Genomic DNA, 17,639 nt, shown 5'->3' with positions numbered 1-17,639 from the left:
GTGCCCCAAGAGTTGGTGACACATGCGTCCAAGGTTCAGGACTTGGGCGTGATGTTGGACGGTTGGGAGAGAAGGCTTTGCGTGGGTGGCCAGTCACTGGCCAAAAGGGCTTGAAAACGCTCCTGCCAGTGGTTGATCAAGCGATCTTGCAGGCAACGTCCCAGATCAGCTGAGGCCTGGCGCGCATCCCCGATCACTCCCGTCGCGCTGAGATCGTCGGTGAGCCAAGCGCAGGGCGCCGCCCCTTCGAGACTCCAACCCGCTGGAGGCTCCTGGGCGGAGCCCGGGGCTGGACGTCCATCCACCGGGCGGGCGGATCCAACCAGCTCTGGGGCCATCTGCAGCATCAAGCTGGTTTCGGCTTGGCCGGCATGAAGTCCATGGGCCAACTCCTGCTCAGGCAACAGATCTGCCAGCCCCTCCACGCCACTCCAGAGGAAGCAGGGCAGAACGGCCAACGACGGACAGCGAGCGCGCAGCTGTCGGGCTGCCACCTGCAGCAAACCGATCTGGCCGCCATGGGCGTTGAACAGAACCAGGCGCTGCACCCCCATCTCCGCCAGCTGCGTGCCCACCTGGTCGACCAGATCCAGAAGCAGAGGAGCTGAAAGGCTGAGGGTGCCGGGAAAGTTCTGGTGCTCAGGCGAAAAGCCGATGGCCTGACACGGCAGTCGCCAAATCGGCAGAGCTGGCTCAAGCCCGCGCAACACGGAATCGAGGATGCCCTCAGCAAAAACAGCGTCCGTCGAAAGCGGCAGTTGGGGGCCGTGTTGCTCACAGGCTCCGAACGGCCAGATCACCGTGGCACCAGGTTGGCTGGCAGCACAGCTGGCCTCGGGCCAGGTCAGCTGATCAAATCGCTTGCGGGGCTGGTCCATGGCGTTGCACAGGCACGGGGGTGCTGATCCCAACCCAGCCTGTCAAAATGAGCGATCGACAAGCCCAATGGTCCATGCCCGCAGCCGGCAGCCCGCAGCCCAACCGCCCCAAGGCACCCAAGCCGGCAGCGACGAAACCGCTGCAGGTGATGCAGATCAACCGCCGCGAAGAGCAGGAAAAGCTGGCTCGTGAAGCGGCTGAAGCACGGGCAGCAGCAGAGGCTGCGGCGGAAAAGGCACGCATCCTTGAGGAACGGGCGGGTCTCGCCACCCCGCCGCGACCGGTCCAGCAGGACTCCACCTCGTCTCCAGGCACGGATGACGACGCTCTGTTCGACATGGGCGGCATGGAGGGCATGACGATGGCCGACCTGATGGGCGCGCCGGATCAACAACCCAAGAAGGAGCAGCGCAATCAGCCGCGCAGCGTGGACGACTTCGATTTCGATGAAGAAGCCTTCCTCGCCGCCCTGGACGAGAACGCTCCGGTGGGCACCACCGGTGAGGTGATCAAGGGCACGGTGATCGGCATCGAAAGCGATGGCGTGTACGTGGATATCGGCGGTAAAGCTCCCGGCTACATGCCCAAGAGCGAGGCGGGCCTGGGCGTGGTGACCAACTTCCGGGAGCGCTTCCCCAAGGGCCTGGAGGTTGAAGTTCTGGTGACCCGTGAGCAGAACGCTGATGGGATGGTCACGATCAGCTGTCGCGCCCTTGAGCTGCGCAAGAGCTGGGACCGGGTGAAGGAACTGGAGAAACAGGGGAAAGTGGTTCAAGTCATCGTCAATGGCTTCAACCGCGGCGGTGTCACCTGCGATCTCGAAGGGCTGCGCGGCTTCATTCCCCGCTCTCAACTCCAAAACGGTGAAAATCACCAGGAGCTCGTGGGCAAGACTCTGGGCGTGGCCTTCATCGAGGTGAATTCGGAGACGCGCAAGCTGGTGCTGTCCGAAAAACGAGCCGCCGTCGCCGAACGCTTCCAAGACCTGGAAGTGGGCCAATTGGTGGAAGGGCAGGTTGCTGCGGTGAAGCCCTACGGCCTGTTTATCGACCTTGGTGGCATCAGCGGACTGCTGCACCAATCAGCCATCACCAATGGCAGCCTGCGCTCGATCCGCGAGGTGTTCGACCAGGGCGACCGCGTTTCGGCCCTGATCACGGAACTGGACCCGGGCCGCGGACGGATCGGCCTCAACACAGCCCTGCTGGAGGGGCCTCCTGGAGAGCTGCTGATCGAAAAAGACAAAGTGATGGCTGAAGCCGCCGATCGCGCCAGCCGCGCCCAGAACACCCTGAAACAGCAGGAGCAATCGGCCGGATGAGTACTGCTGCACTGACAGCCGCCGAAGACTGGGAACTCGACTTCTACTCCCGACCAATCCTTGAGGCCGATGGCCGCAAGCGTTGGGAACTTCTGATCACCTCCACCCCCGACGCCACTGGGGATGCAGAGCCATTTCGCTTCGCCAAGGTGTGCCCCTCTGGTGAGGTGAACTCGCTTTGGTTGAGCCAAGCCCTGGCTGAAGCCAAGCAGGTATCCGCCAGCGGGGGCTGGGGTTCGCCCGTGCGCCTGCGCTGCTGGCGCAGTTCGATGCGCACCATGGTGCAGCGCGCCGCAGCCGAACAAGACCTCGAGGTGATTCCAAGTCGCCGCACCTTCGCCCTGCTCGACTGGCTTCAGCAGCGCGAAAGGGAGGTGTATCCCGAGGAGGAGGGCTTCATGGCGGGCCCGCTGGCACCACCGCCGGCGCCTGTTCCCACCCCTCCAGTGCCCCTACCGGAGGAAGTTCAAGGCGACGCCTGGAGCTGGGCCGCCCTGCCGGCGAGCCTCCTGCTGGAGGCATCGGAATGGCCGATGAGTTTCAGCGGGCTGCTGCCGCTGCCCGATGGCATCGACCCCGAGGCCTCTGTGCCGGGTCTGCGCCTGTTCAGCCAGAGCCGCTCCCTCGCCATGGCGGGCTGGTTGGGGGGTCTGGAACCAGTGCGGATGATCGTTGAAGACCGTCAGCTGGTGCTGGAGGCTGGTCAGGATGACCGCTGGTTGGTGAGCGACCTGGAGCCAGGCGTCGCCGCTGAAATCTCCGAGGCCCTGGCCACTTCGCAGCAGCAGGTGCGGGGCCTGCAATTCATCGCCATCCAGTCCAGCCCCGAAGAACAGACCTTCGGCGGCTTCTGGATGCTGCGGGACATCCCCATGGCCTGATTGCAGGGCTGATGAAAGACGGGCCGTTTGATCGACCAGACAGCCGCTTCAATACGTTGAAGGGCTGGACCTGGATCGGTTGTTACGGGGGCTATTACCTCCAGAGCGATCTACTGCATGAGCAGGGGTTCGAGCACGGCTTCTTCACCCGGCTCTGGCACGGCCGTGGTCCTGATGAACTGGCGGGGTACGTCAGCGCCGGCATCAGCGTCCACAGGCCCCAGCAGATCCACAGTGGGATCGTGCTGAACGCCAGCGACGCCCCTCAGGATCCCTGGCCTGAGGCCGATGGCCTGGTGAGTGATCGCGGGGGCCAGAGCCTCTGGGTGTGCGGTGCCGACTGCACACCGGTTCTGATCGCGGATCCCGGCACCGGGCATGCCGCGGCCTGTCATGCCGGTTGGCGGGGGGTGGCGGCTGGAATCCTGATCACGGCCCTGGATCGGTTGGTGGAGCGGGGGGCCCGGCGGGAGGATCTGGTGGTTGCCCTGGGCCCGGCCGTCAGCGGCCCCTGCTACCAGGTGGGCGATGAGGTGGTGAAGGCCGTCAGCGCCGCGGTCCCCAACAAGGCTTCCCTATCCGATGCAGGGGCCCTGCTGCCGGATGAGCAACCGGGGCGGCATCGCCTGGACATTCGAACCGCCGCCAGAGTGCAGCTCCAGGGCGCAGGAATCCCCAGCGAACGGATCGCCCACTGCCCGCTGTGCACCGTCAGTGAGCCCGAGCTGTTCCATTCCTGGCGACGGGATCAGGTGAAAGCCGTTCAGTGGAGCGGAATCGTGGCGCAAGCCCCCGTCTGCAGCTGAAACTCAAACAGGCTTGCTCCCCAGGATCTGAATGGCCAAGGCTTCAGCAGCTCGAATGCCATCGATTCCGGCCGAGAGGATGCCGCCGGCATAGCCCGCCCCTTCACCCGCGGGCACCAGACCCTTCACATTGAGCGATTCCAACGCTTCATCCCTGGGGATCCGCACGGGCGATGACGTGCGGGTTTCCACGCCGGTGAGCACCGCATCGGGGTGGTCATACCCCTTCAGCTTGCAGGCAAAGGCCGGCAACGCCTCCCGCAAGGCCTCAACGATGGCAGCAGGGAGCAGGTCATCCAGATCGGCGGGATGCACACCCGGCTGATACGACGCGGCGATGCCACCCAGACGGGTGGAGGGACGGGCCGCCAGGAAATCCTCCAACCGCTGCGCCGGTGCGGCGTAACTGCTCCCTCCAAGCCTGAAGGCGCGCTCCTCCAGCTCCCGCTGCAGAGCAATCCCCGCCAGCGGATCCCCGGGGAAGCGTTCAAACGGTGCCAGGTCATCGGCGTCCAGAGCCACAACCAAACCGCTGTTGGCGTTGCGCTCGTTGCGGGAGTGCTGGCTCATGCCATTGGTCACCACCCGGCCTTCCTCCGAGGTGGCACCCACCACAAATCCTCCGGGACACATGCAGAAGCTGTAGACGCAGCGGCCGTTTTCAGCATGGTGAACCAGCTTGTACTCGGCGGCCCCGAGACGCGGATGGCCCGCCGCCTCTCCCCAGCGGGCTGCGTCAATCAGATGCTGCGGATGCTCAATCCTCACGCCCACGGAAAACGGTTTGCGCTGCAGCTGCACACCGATCTGCTCCAGCATTTCGAAGCAGTCGCGCGCGGAATGACCGGGAGCCAGCACCAGATGGCGGCAGGGAATCTCCGTTCCATCGGCCAGCACCAAGCCAACGAGTTGATGCGCCTTCCCAGCGCTGCTGTCGCTGAGCTGAAGGCGTGTCACGCGGCTGTTGAAACGCACCTCCCCGCCGAGGGCTTCAATCCGTGCCCTCAGGCCGCGCACCACGGTGGCGAGCTTGAAGGTGCCGATGTGGGGGCGGTGCAGCGTGAGGATCTCCTCGCTGGCACCACAGGCCACCAGCTCCTCCAGCACCTTGCGGCCGTAGTGCTCGGGATCGCTCACCTGGCTGTAGAGCTTGCCGTCCGAGAAGGTGCCGGCTCCGCCCTCACCGAATTGGGCATTGGATTCCGGGTTGAATGGGCTGGTGCCCCGCCAGAAGCCAAAGGTGTCAGCGGTGCGTTGCTTCACGGCCTGACCCCGTTCCAGCAACAGCGGTCGGAACCCCATCTGTGCCAACAGCAGAGCAGCGAAATAACCGCAGGGACCTGCCCCCACCACCACAGGCCGATCGGCCGCATCCAAGGGGAAGCCATCGGGGGCATGACCCACAGACCGGTAGCGGGTGTCTGGAGCCAGACGCACCCGGCCTTTGTTGCCGATGCGCCGTAACAGGGCGGCTTCACCCTTCACCTGCACATCCACGCTGTAAATCAGCTGAATCCGGTCGCGACGTCGCGCATCAACACTGCGCTTCACCAGGGTCTGACCCAGAAGACGATCCGGCGGAATCCTCAAACGCTTGAGCACCGCCTCCTGCAGCGCTTCCTCCCCATGGTCGAGGGGCAGCTTCAGTTCACTCAGGCGCAGCATCTCGAGGTCGTGTCCTCAGACCTCATTCGATCAGACCGGCCATGACCTTCAAGCGCAGACGCTCCTCGCGGCGGCGCTCCTCAAAGGCCTGGCAAATCGGAATGACCTCCGTCTGAGACAACGGCAAGGGTGCTGCATCGGCCAAAGCCAACGTCGCCACTCAGGCTTCGACATGGGATCGGAGGGAGGCAACCCGATCCCCGCAAATTAGGGAGAGGGGTCGGACTCGTCTGGTTTTGTCACAGAGGATTCAGGCCCACCGTCTGAGCCGCCACCCAACTGAGACAACCAACCTGCCAAAAGCAAGCCAGCACCGATGCCGATGGCCAGGGTGCGGTTTTCAGCTGCGGCGCCCTGCCCCCAGGCCGCTGTGGCCAGAAAGGCGCCCCCCAGCAGCAGACAGGGCACCAAGACAATGCCCCGGGCAATGCGGTTATCAGCCATCGCCCCCACAGCTGTTGCTGGCCAAACCCGCTGCAATCAAGCCGGTGCTGAGGTCACGCTCAGCACCGATCGGGGTCACCCTGGCCATCAGCTGCCCCTCGCTGGAGCCGACCGGCCGCAGATTGACCTTGCGACGGCGCGGCAGTTCCTGACGCAGCCATGCGGTGGCCTCGGCCTCCTGGCTTGCATCAACGGCGGAACAGGCCAGGGCAACGGTGTAGGTGCGGTTGTGATCTCCCACCTGCAGCAGGGAACTGCTGCGCACCTGAAGCACCTCTGCGGCCTGCACCGGTACGGCCCAAAGCAGCAGCAGAACGCCGATTAAGACAAGACGAATCAAGAGGTCGGGGCGTTGAGAACCGGCATGGGAGCCGGAAGGCCCACCATTTCAGCATTGCTTTTGCCCGGGGGAACCATCGGATAGCAGTTCTCTCCACGACGCACGTGGATGTCGATCAACATCGGGCCGGGGGCCTTGAGCGCCGCCTCGAGATCACGCTTCAACGAGTCCCGCTCGCGGATGTGCACGCCGTCCACACCGAAGGAGCGGGCGAGAGCCACGAAGTCCGGCATGCCATTGAGCATGTCGGAGGCGGAATAACGCTCCTCGTAGAAGCTCTCCTGCCACTGACGCACCATGCCCTGCCAGTGGTTGTTGACGATCACCACCTTCACCGGAAGGCCATAGGCCGCCAGGGTTCCCAACTCCTGAATGTTCATCAGGATGCTGGCGTCACCCGCGATGCACACCACCTGACGATCGGGGCACGCTACCTGGGCGCCCATGGCGGCCGGCATGCCGAAGCCCATGGTTCCAAGACCGGCACTGCTGATCCAGCCCCGGGGCCCATTGCGCAGGTACTGGGCCGCCCACATCTGGTGCTGACCCACGTCCGTGGTGACGATGGCATTCGGTGCCAGCTCGCGAACGGCCAGCAGCACCTCCTGGGGGAAGAGGGGGCCTTCGGTTGGAGGCACGGTGAGGGGATAGGTCTGTTTCCACTCGGCGATGCGCGCCAACCAAGGAGAAGTGCGGGGTTGCACCTGCTGCTGCAGGCTCAGCTCCACCAAGCGCGCCACGCTCAGGCCCAGATCACCCAGCACCGCCACATCGGGGCGACGGGTCTTGCCGATTTCGGCCGGGTCAATCTCAAAGTGGATCACCCGGGCCCGGGGAGCGAAGGTGTCGAGCTTTCCGGTCACCCGATCGTCAAAACGGGCGCCAACAGCGATCAGCAGATCGCATTCGGTGACGGCGAAGTTGGCATAGGCCGTGCCGTGCATGCCGAGCATGCCCACCGAGAGAGGGTCGTTTTCATCGAAGGCACCCTTCCCCATCAAGGTGGTGGTGACAGGAATCTGATAACGCTCAGCGATCACCCGCAGGCTGTCGTGAGCACCGGCTGAGATCGCACCACCGCCCAAATAAAGCAGCGGACGCTCCGCCTCGGCGATCAGCTCAAGCGCCGAGAGGATCGGTTCATCCCTGGGGGGCTGAGGCTTGCGGAAGCCTTTGGGAACAATCGATCCGGGCTCAACCGGCACGTAATCGAACATCTCCTGTCCAACATCCTTCGGGATGTCGATCAGCACGGGGCCCGGACGACCACTGGCTGCAATCAGGAAGGCCTGGGCAACGATGGAGGCGAGATCAGCCGGATCGCGCACCACCCAGGAATGTTTCACGATCGGCAGGGTGATGCCGAAGATGTCGGTCTCCTGGAATGCATCGGTGCCAATCGCCGGACGCGGCACCTGACCGGTGATCACCACCATGGGCACCGAGTCCATCTGGGCTGTGGCGATGCCGGTTACCAGGTTGGTGGCACCCGGACCAGACGTGCCGAAGCAAACGCCCACCTTGCCGGTGGCACGCGCATAGGCATCGGCCGCGTGGGTGCCGGCCTGCTCATGCCGCACCAGGATGTGCTTCACCCAACCCTCGCTCTCGGCGATGTGGAGTGCGTCGTAGATCGGGAGAATCGCGCCGCCGGGGTAGCCGAAAATCGTGTCGACGCCATGGCGCCGCAACGCATCCATCAAGGCTGTCGCCCCAGACATTCTCTGGCCACCGTGACCGGCCTGCTGCCCAGTGACGGCCGAAGACGCTGAGGTGAGAGTCACAGAGGCGACGGGTCAATGACCCCCAAGGTTAAGGGCCCGCAGCTCCTCTGGCTTGGTCAGAGCAGGCCGAGGGCGTGCAGCGGCCCTTGACCACTGATCAGCTCGAGCAAAAAGGCTGAAAAACCAACCATGGCCAGACGGCCGTTCCAGACCTCGGAACTGTTGTTCCAACCCCATTCCCACTTCTCCTGGGGATAGAGCTTCACCTTGTTGGGCAGCTCCGCCGCCGCATCGAGACTCACCTCAGGGCCCTGCAGGCTGGTGGCCACGAGATCCGCCAATCCCTCGATGAAGGGGGCATAGGTGTCGAGAGCACGCACCCGACGGAAATTCACCACACCAGCTTCGGTGGCCAACTCCCGGTATTCGATGTCGATTTCCTCAAGCGTCTCGATGTGTTCGCTGACGAAGCTGATCGGCACCACCACCAGATCGTTGGTCTTGGCTTGCCCCAATTCCTCAAGGGCCTCCTCGGTGTAGGGCTTGAGCCACTCCACCGGACCCACACGGCTTTGGTAGGCCAGGGTGAAGGGGTTCTCGTGGCCCATCTGAACGGCCAACTCCTTCATGATCAAACCGGTGCAGGTTTCGATCTCCTTTTGATAGGGGTCGCCCGCCTCTTCGACGTAGCTCTTCGGCACACCGTGGGCACTGAAGAAGACGTGGGCCTTCGTAGGGTCGTCGCTGTTGCGGACCTCTGCCGCGATCAGCTCGGCCATGGCCTTCACATAGCCCGGGTGGTCAAACCAGCTGCGGATGCAGCGAATCGGCAACTTCTCAAACGCCGGATCCGCCTGACGCAGGCGCTGCAGCTCACGGAAACTGGATCCACTGGTGCTGATCGAGAAATGGGGGTAGAGGGGGAGCACCACCACCTCATCCATGCCATCGGCCTTGATGTCCGCCACAGCGGATTCGGTGAACGGATGCCAGTAGCGCATGGCCACATAGCTGGTGGCATCGATGCCGCGCTGACGCAGCAAGCTCTGAAGTTCACGGGCCTGCTGCTCGGTGATGCGCCGCAGCGGTGATCCGCCACCGATGGAGCGATAGGCCTCCTGCGACTTGCCACTGCGCAGGGTGCTGATCAGCCAAGCCAGCGGCTTCTGCAGCGCCGGACTGGGAAGCCGAATGATCTCCGGATCGGCGAACAGGTTGTAAAGAAACGGGCCAACGTCCTGGATCCGCTCCGGGCCACCCAGGTTCAGCAGGACGACACCGACGCGAGACATACCGATCAGAACGGTTTTCGGGGGTTGAGCGTAGCCGCCACGGACGCGATCCTTGGTTCCAACGACACATTTATGGAGCTCAAAAGTGCGCTGGAGACCGCCAATGCGCAGCTGGCGGCACAGGGATCGCGCCTGCGCATCGAACAGCGGGGTCGACGTCTGAACCTGCGCGGGTCTCTGCCCTTGCGCGGGGATCCGAGCCGCAACGGCCTGCAACGGATCAGCCTGGGGCTGATGGCCGATGCAGCAGGACTGAATCAGGCCCTCAGCACCGCTGCCCTGGTGCAGTTGCAACTGGAGCAGCGCAGTTTTGATTGGACGCTCTGGTCGGCCTCCACCTCTGCCGCCACGGCCAGAGGCCGTTCGATCGGGATCCAGGCCGCCATCGAGGGCTTCGAAGCAGCCTTTTTTGCCGACCCGCGCCGACGCCGTTCCCCGGCGAGCAGTCGCACCACCTGGACCAGTGCCTATTTGCCCTACCTCCGGCGACTGGCGCGTCAGTGCGGTGATCAGCCGCTGGAGCCAGCGCTGCTGATGCAGACGCTGACCAGTTACGAGGACGGCAGCCGCAGCCGACAGCAATGCGCCACAGCCCTGGCCGCCCTGGCCCGGCACCTGGAGCTGCCCTTGCCGGAGGACTGGCGCCAGGAGGCCGGCGGCTATGGCCTGCACCGGGCCCGCTTCCGCCAGCTGCCCACCGATCCGCAGATCCTCGAGGCCGCAGGCCGCATCCCCAATCCACAGTGGCGCCTGGCCTTTGCCCTGATGGCCACCTACGGTCTGCGCAACCACGAGGTGTTCTTCTGCGATTGCTCCTCCCTGGCAGCGGGCGGAGATCAGGTACTGCGGGTGCTGCCCACCACCAAAACCGGTGAGCACCAAAGCTGGCCGTTCCACCCCGACTGGATCGAGCACTTCGGGTTGCAGGAGCTGGCGGAGAACCCGGCCGCTCTGCCAGCCATCCAGACCGATCTGCGGCGCACCACCCTGCAGCAGGTGGGACGACGGGTGAGTGAGCAGTTCCGCCGCTACGACCTGCCGATTACCCCCTACGACCTGCGCCACGCCTGGGCGGTGCGCACCATTCATGTCGGCCTGCCGGACACCGTCGCCGCCAGGATGATGGGCCACTCGGTGACGATCCACACCCGCACCTATCACCACTGGATCACCCGGCGTGATCAGCAGCAGGCGGTGGATGCAGCCCTGGCCCGGCAACCGGCCTGACAACACCCTGTCTGCTTTTTTTACTTCAACGATGACCTCATTTCTGAGGCCGCTGGCCTACCGCTACCGCTGGATTTACGACACGGTCACGGCGGTGTCGTCGCTGAGTGTTGGCGGGGTGGAGCGCCTGCGGGGCCTCGGGCTCGAGGCTCTGCAGCCCCATCTCAAGCCCGGCGCGACGGTGCTGGATCTCTGCTGCGGCAGTGGCGAAGCAGCGGCCCCCTGGCTGGCGGCGGGATACGCCGTGACGGGGCTGGATGTCTCCCCCCGGGCGCTGGATTTGGCCGCCCAACGCCACCCCAACCTGCAGCGGGTGGAAGGGCTGGCCGAAGATCCGCCCCTGGCCGATGCCAGCTTCAGCGCCATCCAGCTGAGCGTGGCTCTGCACGAATTCCCCCGCAGCGATCGGGAACAGGTGCTCCGCAGTGCCCTGCGGCTGCTGGAACCGGGCGGCTGGTTGGTGCTTGTGGATCTGCATCCCGCCGGACCTTGGCTGAAGCTTCCCCAGCAACTGTTTTGTGCCCTGTTTGAAACCGACACCGCCACCGCCATGCTGGAGGACGACCTCCCCACCGAGCTGGAGCAACTCGGGTTCAGCAGCGTGAGCCAGGAACTGCTGGCAGGTCGGGCCCTGCAACGCATCACCGCCACTCGGCCTCGATAGAACCAACACCCCCTCTCCCCATGAGCACGAACGACCTCGATCAATCCGCCGCGGAACTGGGCATGGGGGGCAAGCTCGCCCCAGAAACCGACGATGCCGGCTATCGCAAACGGATGGAGCGGCGCCAGCAGGTGCAGAAGCAAAGGGTGGAGGAACGCAACAAGGAGAAGGGGCTGGTGCTGGTGTTCACCGGCCAGGGCAAGGGAAAAACCACCGCCGGGCTTGGGCTGGTGCTGCGCACCCTTGGCCATGGCGAGCGGGTGGCGATTGTTCAGTTCATCAAGGGAGGCTGGGAGCCCGGCGAAGCACGAGCACTGCAGGCCTTCGGTGAGCAGGTGAGCTGGCATGCCCTGGGGGAAGGCTTCACCTGGGAAACCCAGAACCGAGAGCGGGATCAGCAACTGGTGGAGGCGGCCTGGCAGACGGCCCTGGGCTATCTACGCGATGGCAGCGTGAAATTGGTGCTGCTCGACGAGCTGAACGTGGCCTTGAAACTGGGCTACATCGAGGCCGGTGCGGTGATCGCCGGATTGAACGAGCGACCGGAGCTCACCCACGTGGCGGTGACCGGCCGGGGTGCACCAGCCGAGCTGGTGGAGCGGGCCGATCTGGTAACAGAGATGACCCTGGTGCACCACCCTTTCCGCGAACAGGGGGTGAAGGCCCAGGCGGGCATCGAGTTTTAAGGGTTGAACCAGCCGGCCTCAGGCCGCTTCAGCCGCCTCGAGATCATCCTGAAGATGACGGGTGGCCGCGGTGAGTACCGACAGCCCGCTCACCAACAGAGCGCGATGCACCACCGGCTCACGCCAGCAGTCGGGATCCTGACTGGCCCGTTCCAGGGCTGAAAGCGTGAGACGGGCCATCACACCGCTTTGGGTGGCATCGGTCTCTGGCATCAAACAGCCGCGGTTTCCCCATCCAAGCGGCGATCAGGGGCTTGTGCCAGTGCTTGCTACTGTCGAAAGGATCTGGACCGTAGATGACCTACACACGCGTCCTGCTGAAACTCAGCGGCGAAGCTCTGATGGGATCTCAGGGCTATGGCATCGACCCCGCCATTGTTCAGTCGATTGCCTCCGATGTGGCCAAGGTGGTGGCCAATGGCACCCAGCTGGCGATCGTCGTGGGCGGCGGCAACATCTTCCGCGGGCTGAAGGGGTCTGCAGCGGGCATGGAGAGAGCCACAGCTGACTACGTCGGCATGTTGGCCACGGTGATGAACGCCATCACCCTCCAGGACGGGCTCGAACGGGCTGGTGTTCCCACCCGGGTACAGACCGCCATCGCCATGCAGGAAGTAGCGGAGCCGTACATCCGTCGCAAGGCGATCCGGCATCTGGAGAAAAACCGGGTGGTGGTGTTCGGCGCCGGTTGCGGCAACCCGTTCTTCACCACCGACACCACGGCTGCCCTGAGGGCCGCCGAAATCAATGCCGATGTGGTGTTCAAAGCCACCAAGGTGGATGGGGTCTACGACAAAGACCCGGCCAAGCACGCCGACGCGGTTAAGCACGCGCAGCTCAGCTATCAAGACGTGCTCAGCGGCGAGCTGGGCGTGATGGACAGCACCGCCATCGCCCTCTGCAAAGACAACAACATCCCGATTGTTGTCTTCAACCTGTTTGAACCTGGCAACATCGGCAGAGCCGTGGCCGGGGAACCGATCGGGTCCCGCATCGGCGACCCCTCCTAAACAACGCCAACCCAGTTCGCACGCCTCTTCCCTCAGCAACCATGTCGACCCAGGACCTCGAAGCCAGCATGCGCAAGTCGGTGGAGGCCACCCAGCGCAACTTCAACACAATCCGTACCGGCCGGGCCAATTCCTCCCTGCTGGATCGCATCAGCGTGGAGTACTACGGCGCTGACACACCGCTGAAGTCGCTGGCGACCCTGTCGACCCCGGACTCCCAGACCATCCAGATCCAACCGTTCGACATCAGCGCCCTGGCCTCGATCGAAAAGGCCATAGCGATGAGTGAGCTGGGCTTCACCCCGAACAACGACGGCAAGATCATCCGCATCAACGTGCCGCCCCTCACCGAGGAGCGCCGCAAGGAGTTCTGCAAGCTGGCATCGAAGTACGCCGAAGAAGGTAAGGTGGCCTTGCGCAACCTGCGCCGCGACGCGATCGACAAGATCAAGAAGCAGGAAAAAGAAGGCGAGTTCTCCGAAGACCAGAGCCGCGATGAGCAGGACGGCGTTCAGAAAACGCTCGACAAGTTCATCGCCGAACTGGAACAGCACCTGGCCACCAAAGAAGCCGACATCCTCAAGGTGTGAGCAACGAATCAGATCGGACCCACGACGTCCTGATCGTCGGGTCCGGGGCCGCTGGCGGTGCAGCGGCAGTTCATCTCGCTTTAGCTGGCCATGACGTTCTGACGCTTGAGCGCGACGCCGAGCCGCGGATCAAACCCTGTGGAGGAGGCATGGCGGCCTCCGTTCAGCAGTGGTTCCCCTTTTCCTTGGAACCGGCGGTGGAGCAGGTGATCCGACAGGTGGATTTCAGTTGGTGCCTGGAGGATCCGGTGGTCGCCGAGCTGCCCGGCGATGCACCGTTCTGGATCGTGCGCCGCGAAACGCTGGATCAACTGCTCTCAGATCAGGCCATTCAGGCTGGGGCAACACGTCTTTCAGGAGTTGAGGTCAATGACATCCGGCGCCATGGAGACGTGTGGCACGTCACGGCAACCGACGGACGCCATTGGCAGGGGCGGGCCGTGGTGATCGCCGATGGTTCGGAATCTCCTTGGCCCCAACGGCTCGGCCTGGGGGCCAAACAGCCCCAGATGGCCACCACAATGTCGGTGCGACTCGAGGGTCAAGGCAACCTCAGCGATGGCACCACCCGTTTTGAATTCGGCCTGGTGAAACAGGGCTTCGCCTGGGCCTTTCCCCTCGCAGGTGGTGTGAACATCGGTGTGGGCAGTTTCATCGGCAAGCAGGACGCCGACCCAGAGCAGGTGCTGGCTCAGCTGTTGCCGGATCTAGGTTTCGCCGCCGATACAGGCATCCGTCAGCGCGGCCAACTGCGGGTGTGGAACGGCCATCACCGTCTGGATGGCGACGGCATTGTGGTGGTGGGCGATGCGGCATCGCTTTGCGACCCCTTTTTGGCGGAAGGGCTACGCCCTGCCCTGATGAGTGGCTGCGAAGCGGCCCGACATCTAAGCCCATGGCTCAAGGGCGACAGCAAGGATCTGCGGGGCTACAGCCGCAGCATGCGGGAGCGTTGGGGTGAGTCGATGGCCTGGGGCCGGCGCATTGCCCAGGTGTTCTATCGCTTCCCCGGTGTGGGCTATCAACTGGGGATCAAGCGGCCCACCGCACCACGGCGAATTGCTCAGATTCTCTCTGGGGAGATGGGCTATGGCGACATCGCCCAACGGGTGATCAAGCGGCTGCTGCTGCAGCGCAACTAAAGACCGAGGCTGAGCTGCTGGCTGCCGTTGTCGGGCTGCTGAGGTTGGCGCCGGCGGCTTCGAGCCGTTGTTGGCTTCAACCCCGCCTTACGTGAGCCATGCTTGCGCTGGATCGCATCGGCATGGCGATCAAAACCGGCCGATCGGCGAATCTCCCAGATGCGATCTTTGGCGTCCTGCATCGATGCGGTGACATCAACGATCGGTGCAGGCATGCCACCACCCAGCATCCAGGGCTCATGGATGTGAATCGTGGGCACATCCTTGAGTTCAGGGCACCACTGACGGATGAACAGCCCCTGAGGGTCGTGATCCATTCCCTGCTTGATCGGGTTGTAGATCCGAATCGTGTTGATCGAGGTGCTGCCCGACTGCATCTGGCACTGGCTCCAGTGAATACCCGGTTCGTAATCCACAAACTGACGAGCCAGATGCAGACCACTGTCTCTCCAGGGCAGCCAGAGGTTGTAGCTGGCAAAAGACATCAACATCGCCCGCATGCGGAAGTTGATCCAGCCATGGGCCCGCAAGGCGCGCATGCAGGCATCCACAAAGGGGACGCCAGTGCGACCTTCGCTCCAGGCCGTCAAGCGCTCGGCATCGGCTGCGCGAATGCCGCGCATGAACGGATGGAAATCGCTGAATTCAATCGCCGGCTGATCCTCCAGCTTCTGAATGAAATGGCAATGCCAGTGCAGCCGTGATTCAAGGCTGCTGACGCCGCGGCCGCGGTGGGTGCGGCTGGTCTGCAGCACTTCCCGCATCGAGAGACAACCCCAGGTGAGATAAGCCGACAGGCGCGAACAACCGGTGAACGCCGTGTTGGGGCTCGACATCGACCGTTGATAACGCGGGGCGCGGTGCTGCAAAAAGTCGTTCAGCTCCCCCAAGCCGATCGAACGCCCTCCGATCTGACGCTGCGGACATGCATCCGAGAGCAGTTCTGAACAGGGGCGCTCCGGGATCACGCCGGGATCAATGCCCTCCAGCGATTGCAATGCGGCCGGCTCGGGTGTGATGGGCTCCGTCATCTGAACCTCCCAGCGTTTGGCCCAGCCATTGCGGCTGCGCATCCGGCGCGTCACCCCGAACTGCGGGATTTCCGTCCAAGCGATGCCGTGCTGACGGGCCCAGGCTCCAACGCGTTTGTCGCGCTGGTACGTCCAGCCATTGCCGGTTTCCTCATGGCTCCACAGCCCATCAATGCCGAACTGACGCCGGGCCCGTTCCAGCACCTGCACCACATCCCCAGCGCGCACCACCAAGGGTTGGCCCCGATCCGCTAAGGCCTGGCGCAACTCCAGCAGCGACTCCCGGCAAAACATCCACTGCCGCTCGGAGGCATCGGGCTGCTGCCACAACTCCGGCTCCACCACATACAGCGGCAGCACGAAACCCCGCTCCGCAGCAGCCTCCAAGGGCTGGTGATCAACGATGCGCAGATCACGCTTGAACCAGACGATCTGCAGCGCTGCCATTCACTGCAATGGAAAGGACCCGGTTCTAGTGGATCCGGAGCTCCCGCCAAGCTTCAATCCACTGCCATTTCCATGACATCGGCAAAGCGGGTTTTCACCGTGTTGCGGAAACCCACCACATCCAAACGGCGCGTCATCAACGCGGCAGCGAGGAAACAAACCATCTGCAGGCCGAACACGCCGCCATAGGCAGCAAACAAATCACCTCCTTTCCAGGCTTTGAGCAAGGTGAGCAGCCCGCCTCCACTGATGGTGACCAGGCCGCAGGAATAGGCATAGCCCGCCCCCCAAACACCAAGCAGAAAGCCGGTGCGGCCGGGCTGCAAAAAGCTGAACATCAAGGTGAGGCAGGCATTCATGCACACCCCCAGTGACAGGCCAAACAAACCAACGGCAGTTCGCAACAGGGGGATGGACTGCCCAGAACCGGCCCAAAGCATCAACAGCAAAGCCAAAGCAGCCAACACCGCACCCACCCGGGCCGTTCTGATGTTGCCGGCACGCTCGATCAACCAGAACCCACTCAGACCCAGACCAGCAAAGAAGCCCAGGGCAATCAACACATTCAGCGATGTGGTGGCACAGACACTCATGCCAAAGACGGCGGCGCCGTAGGGCTCAAGCACCGCATCATTTAGGAACATGCTGAAGGTGAACAGGCACAGCACCCCGAGGAAGCGGCCGGCCTGGGGGATGGTGCGCAGTTGCCACAACAACTGGGGCAAAGCCAACCGCTGGGGGACATCAGGGGAGACTGGCCCGGCAGTCAGCATCAAGCCTGTGGTGCGGCGCTCCACGCCAAAGACCGACACCACCCCAAGCCCCAGCAGCAGCAGCGTCACCAGCGACAGACGTTGCAAACCAGCCAGCACCGCAGTGCGGCTGGCATCAGCCGCACAGGCACTGCCGAACACCTGATTCACCAAAACACTTCCCAGCAACACCCCCAGGAGACGCATCCCCCACACCACCGACAGCACCCGCGGCCGTTCAGTTTCCGTGGTGCGATCGGCGATCAAGGCCGAAAAGGCGGTTCCACCAGCAGCAATCGCGGTGCCGATTCCAATGAAAGCCAGGATCAAGAGACCCATCAGCAGCGCATTCAGCTCACCACCGGAGGCCTCCATGCTGTTGGCCAAGCGCAGCACCAGCTGGCAGGCCACACCGAACAACAGGGCAATCGCGACAGTGCTGCTGATGACGAAGGGCGTGCGCCGCAGCCGGCTGATGGGGATGCGATCGGAACGATGGCCGAACCAGACGCGGGTGCACCCCATCAACTGTTGACCACCCACAGCAACACCCACCAGCACCGCCGGAACCTGGGACTGCTGAATCAACAGACGATTCAGCAGTCCCAGGATCAGGACGCCGAGAATCCCCAGGCTGAGCTGGAACAGCCCCAAACGCAGACCAAGAGCCAGCATGCCCAAGGCAGAATTTCAAAAACCTGGGGCAAGCATCACTGGATATCAAAAAAATCGATCGTG

19 protein-coding genes are annotated in these 17,639 nt (G+C 63.6%); 9 read left to right on the top strand and 10 right to left on the bottom strand.

All coding sequences use genetic code 11. The annotated features are described in order from the left end of the window. Nucleotides 1-35 precede the first annotated feature (35 nt). The gene (locus DXY04_RS05765; RefSeq protein WP_115161365.1) at nucleotides 36-878 is read right to left on the bottom strand and encodes a creatininase family protein; all 843 of its coding nucleotides are present in this window, start codon (nucleotides 876-878) and stop codon (nucleotides 36-38) included. 74 nt (nucleotides 879-952) lie between these two features. On the opposite strand from DXY04_RS05765, the gene DXY04_RS05760 reads away from it, so the two are divergent. From DXY04_RS05760 to pgeF, 3 genes are read left to right on the top strand one after another with little or no spacing between them, the layout of a single operon-like run. Beyond that, complete coding sequence (locus DXY04_RS05760; protein WP_114988640.1) at nucleotides 953-2,200, top strand: S1 RNA-binding domain-containing protein; 1,248 nt, start codon at nucleotides 953-955, stop codon at nucleotides 2,198-2,200. Then, nucleotides 2,197-3,081: a Tab2/Atab2 family RNA-binding protein gene (locus tag DXY04_RS05755; protein WP_115161364.1), complete on the top strand. Its 885-nt coding sequence runs from the start codon at nucleotides 2,197-2,199 to the stop codon at nucleotides 3,079-3,081. Before DXY04_RS05760 ends, DXY04_RS05755 begins: the two co-directional genes overlap by 4 nt. A gap of 11 nt (nucleotides 3,082-3,092) precedes the next feature. Further along, entirely contained in the window at nucleotides 3,093-3,887 is a 795-nt protein-coding gene (gene pgeF, locus DXY04_RS05750; protein ID WP_115161363.1) for a peptidoglycan editing factor PgeF, read from the top strand. A 3-nt stretch (nucleotides 3,888-3,890) separates the two neighbouring features. Here pgeF and DXY04_RS05745 read toward each other — a convergent pair whose 3' ends face one another. Genes DXY04_RS05745 through hemH form a run of 6 tightly spaced genes read right to left on the bottom strand, consistent with a single transcriptional unit; the run spans nucleotide 3,891 to nucleotide 9,352 of the window. After that, nucleotides 3,891-5,552, bottom strand: a complete 1,662-nt coding sequence (locus tag DXY04_RS05745; protein ID WP_115161362.1) for an NAD(P)/FAD-dependent oxidoreductase — start codon at nucleotides 5,550-5,552, stop codon at nucleotides 3,891-3,893. Between the two features lie 22 nt (nucleotides 5,553-5,574). After that, nucleotides 5,575-5,712: a hypothetical protein gene (locus DXY04_RS12060; protein ID WP_170951349.1), complete on the bottom strand. Its 138-nt coding sequence runs from the start codon at nucleotides 5,710-5,712 to the stop codon at nucleotides 5,575-5,577. A 47-nt stretch (nucleotides 5,713-5,759) separates the two neighbouring features. Continuing rightward, the gene (locus DXY04_RS05740; RefSeq protein ID WP_114988532.1) at nucleotides 5,760-5,996 is read right to left on the bottom strand and encodes a GIVxVP protein; all 237 of its coding nucleotides are present in this window, start codon (nucleotides 5,994-5,996) and stop codon (nucleotides 5,760-5,762) included. Then, entirely contained in the window at nucleotides 5,989-6,336 is a 348-nt protein-coding gene (locus DXY04_RS05735) for a nuclease (protein WP_115008683.1), read from the bottom strand. Before DXY04_RS05735 ends, DXY04_RS05740 begins: the two co-directional genes overlap by 8 nt. Then, the gene (ilvB, locus tag DXY04_RS05730) at nucleotides 6,333-8,120 is read right to left on the bottom strand and encodes a biosynthetic-type acetolactate synthase large subunit (RefSeq protein WP_115161361.1); all 1,788 of its coding nucleotides are present in this window, start codon (nucleotides 8,118-8,120) and stop codon (nucleotides 6,333-6,335) included. Before ilvB ends, DXY04_RS05735 begins: the two co-directional genes overlap by 4 nt. 56 nt (nucleotides 8,121-8,176) lie before the next feature. After that, entirely contained in the window at nucleotides 8,177-9,352 is a 1,176-nt protein-coding gene (hemH, locus tag DXY04_RS05725) for a ferrochelatase (protein WP_115161360.1), read from the bottom strand. A gap of 72 nt (nucleotides 9,353-9,424) precedes the next feature. Here hemH and DXY04_RS05720 point away from each other — a divergent pair, with 72 nt between their 5' ends. The 3 genes from DXY04_RS05720 to cobO are packed head-to-tail and all read left to right on the top strand — an operon-like array spanning nucleotide 9,425 to nucleotide 11,929. Then, a complete protein-coding gene (locus DXY04_RS05720) occupies nucleotides 9,425-10,579 on the top strand; it encodes a site-specific integrase (RefSeq protein WP_115161359.1) in 1,155 nt (384 codons plus the stop codon). A 31-nt stretch (nucleotides 10,580-10,610) separates the two neighbouring features. Next, nucleotides 10,611-11,243 (top strand): class I SAM-dependent methyltransferase, encoded by a 633-nt coding sequence (locus DXY04_RS05715; protein WP_115161358.1) that lies wholly within the window; start codon nucleotides 10,611-10,613, stop codon nucleotides 11,241-11,243. Between the two features lie 20 nt (nucleotides 11,244-11,263). Next, complete coding sequence (gene cobO / locus DXY04_RS05710; protein WP_115161357.1) at nucleotides 11,264-11,929, top strand: cob(I)yrinic acid a,c-diamide adenosyltransferase; 666 nt, start codon at nucleotides 11,264-11,266, stop codon at nucleotides 11,927-11,929. A gap of 18 nt (nucleotides 11,930-11,947) precedes the next feature. Here cobO and DXY04_RS05705 read toward each other — a convergent pair whose 3' ends face one another. Then, on the bottom strand, nucleotides 11,948-12,142 hold the full coding sequence (locus DXY04_RS05705; RefSeq protein WP_114988539.1) for a hypothetical protein: 195 nt from the start codon (nucleotides 12,140-12,142) through the stop codon (nucleotides 11,948-11,950). An 83-nt stretch (nucleotides 12,143-12,225) separates the two neighbouring features. Here DXY04_RS05705 and pyrH point away from each other — a divergent pair, with 83 nt between their 5' ends. Genes pyrH through DXY04_RS05690 form a run of 3 tightly spaced genes read left to right on the top strand, consistent with a single transcriptional unit; the run spans nucleotide 12,226 to nucleotide 14,671 of the window. Further along, nucleotides 12,226-12,939, top strand: coding sequence for a UMP kinase (gene pyrH, locus DXY04_RS05700; protein ID WP_115008677.1), 714 nt, complete (start codon nucleotides 12,226-12,228; stop codon nucleotides 12,937-12,939). A gap of 41 nt (nucleotides 12,940-12,980) precedes the next feature. Next, a complete protein-coding gene (gene frr, locus DXY04_RS05695; RefSeq protein ID WP_115008676.1) occupies nucleotides 12,981-13,529 on the top strand; it encodes a ribosome recycling factor in 549 nt (182 codons plus the stop codon). After that, nucleotides 13,526-14,671, top strand: coding sequence for an NAD(P)/FAD-dependent oxidoreductase (locus tag DXY04_RS05690; RefSeq protein ID WP_115161356.1), 1,146 nt, complete (start codon nucleotides 13,526-13,528; stop codon nucleotides 14,669-14,671). Before frr ends, DXY04_RS05690 begins: the two co-directional genes overlap by 4 nt. On the opposite strand, the gene DXY04_RS05685 is transcribed toward DXY04_RS05690, so the two are convergent. Further along, a complete protein-coding gene (locus tag DXY04_RS05685) occupies nucleotides 14,668-16,149 on the bottom strand; it encodes a deoxyribodipyrimidine photo-lyase (protein ID WP_115161355.1) in 1,482 nt (493 codons plus the stop codon). The genes DXY04_RS05690 and DXY04_RS05685 overlap by 4 nt on opposite strands. Nucleotides 16,150-16,202: 53 nt before the next feature. After that, nucleotides 16,203-17,576 carry an MFS transporter gene (locus tag DXY04_RS05680; RefSeq protein ID WP_115161354.1) on the bottom strand — a complete coding sequence of 458 codons (1,374 nt, stop codon included), beginning with the start codon at nucleotides 17,574-17,576 and terminating at the stop codon, nucleotides 16,203-16,205. Nucleotides 17,577-17,639 lie beyond the last annotated feature (63 nt).

The sequence above is a fragment of the Synechococcus sp. UW86 genome (genome assembly GCF_900474085.1).
Lineage (GTDB): Bacteria > Cyanobacteriota > Cyanobacteriia > PCC-6307 > Cyanobiaceae > Parasynechococcus.
This window is presented reverse-complemented; position numbering and strand designations above follow the sequence as displayed.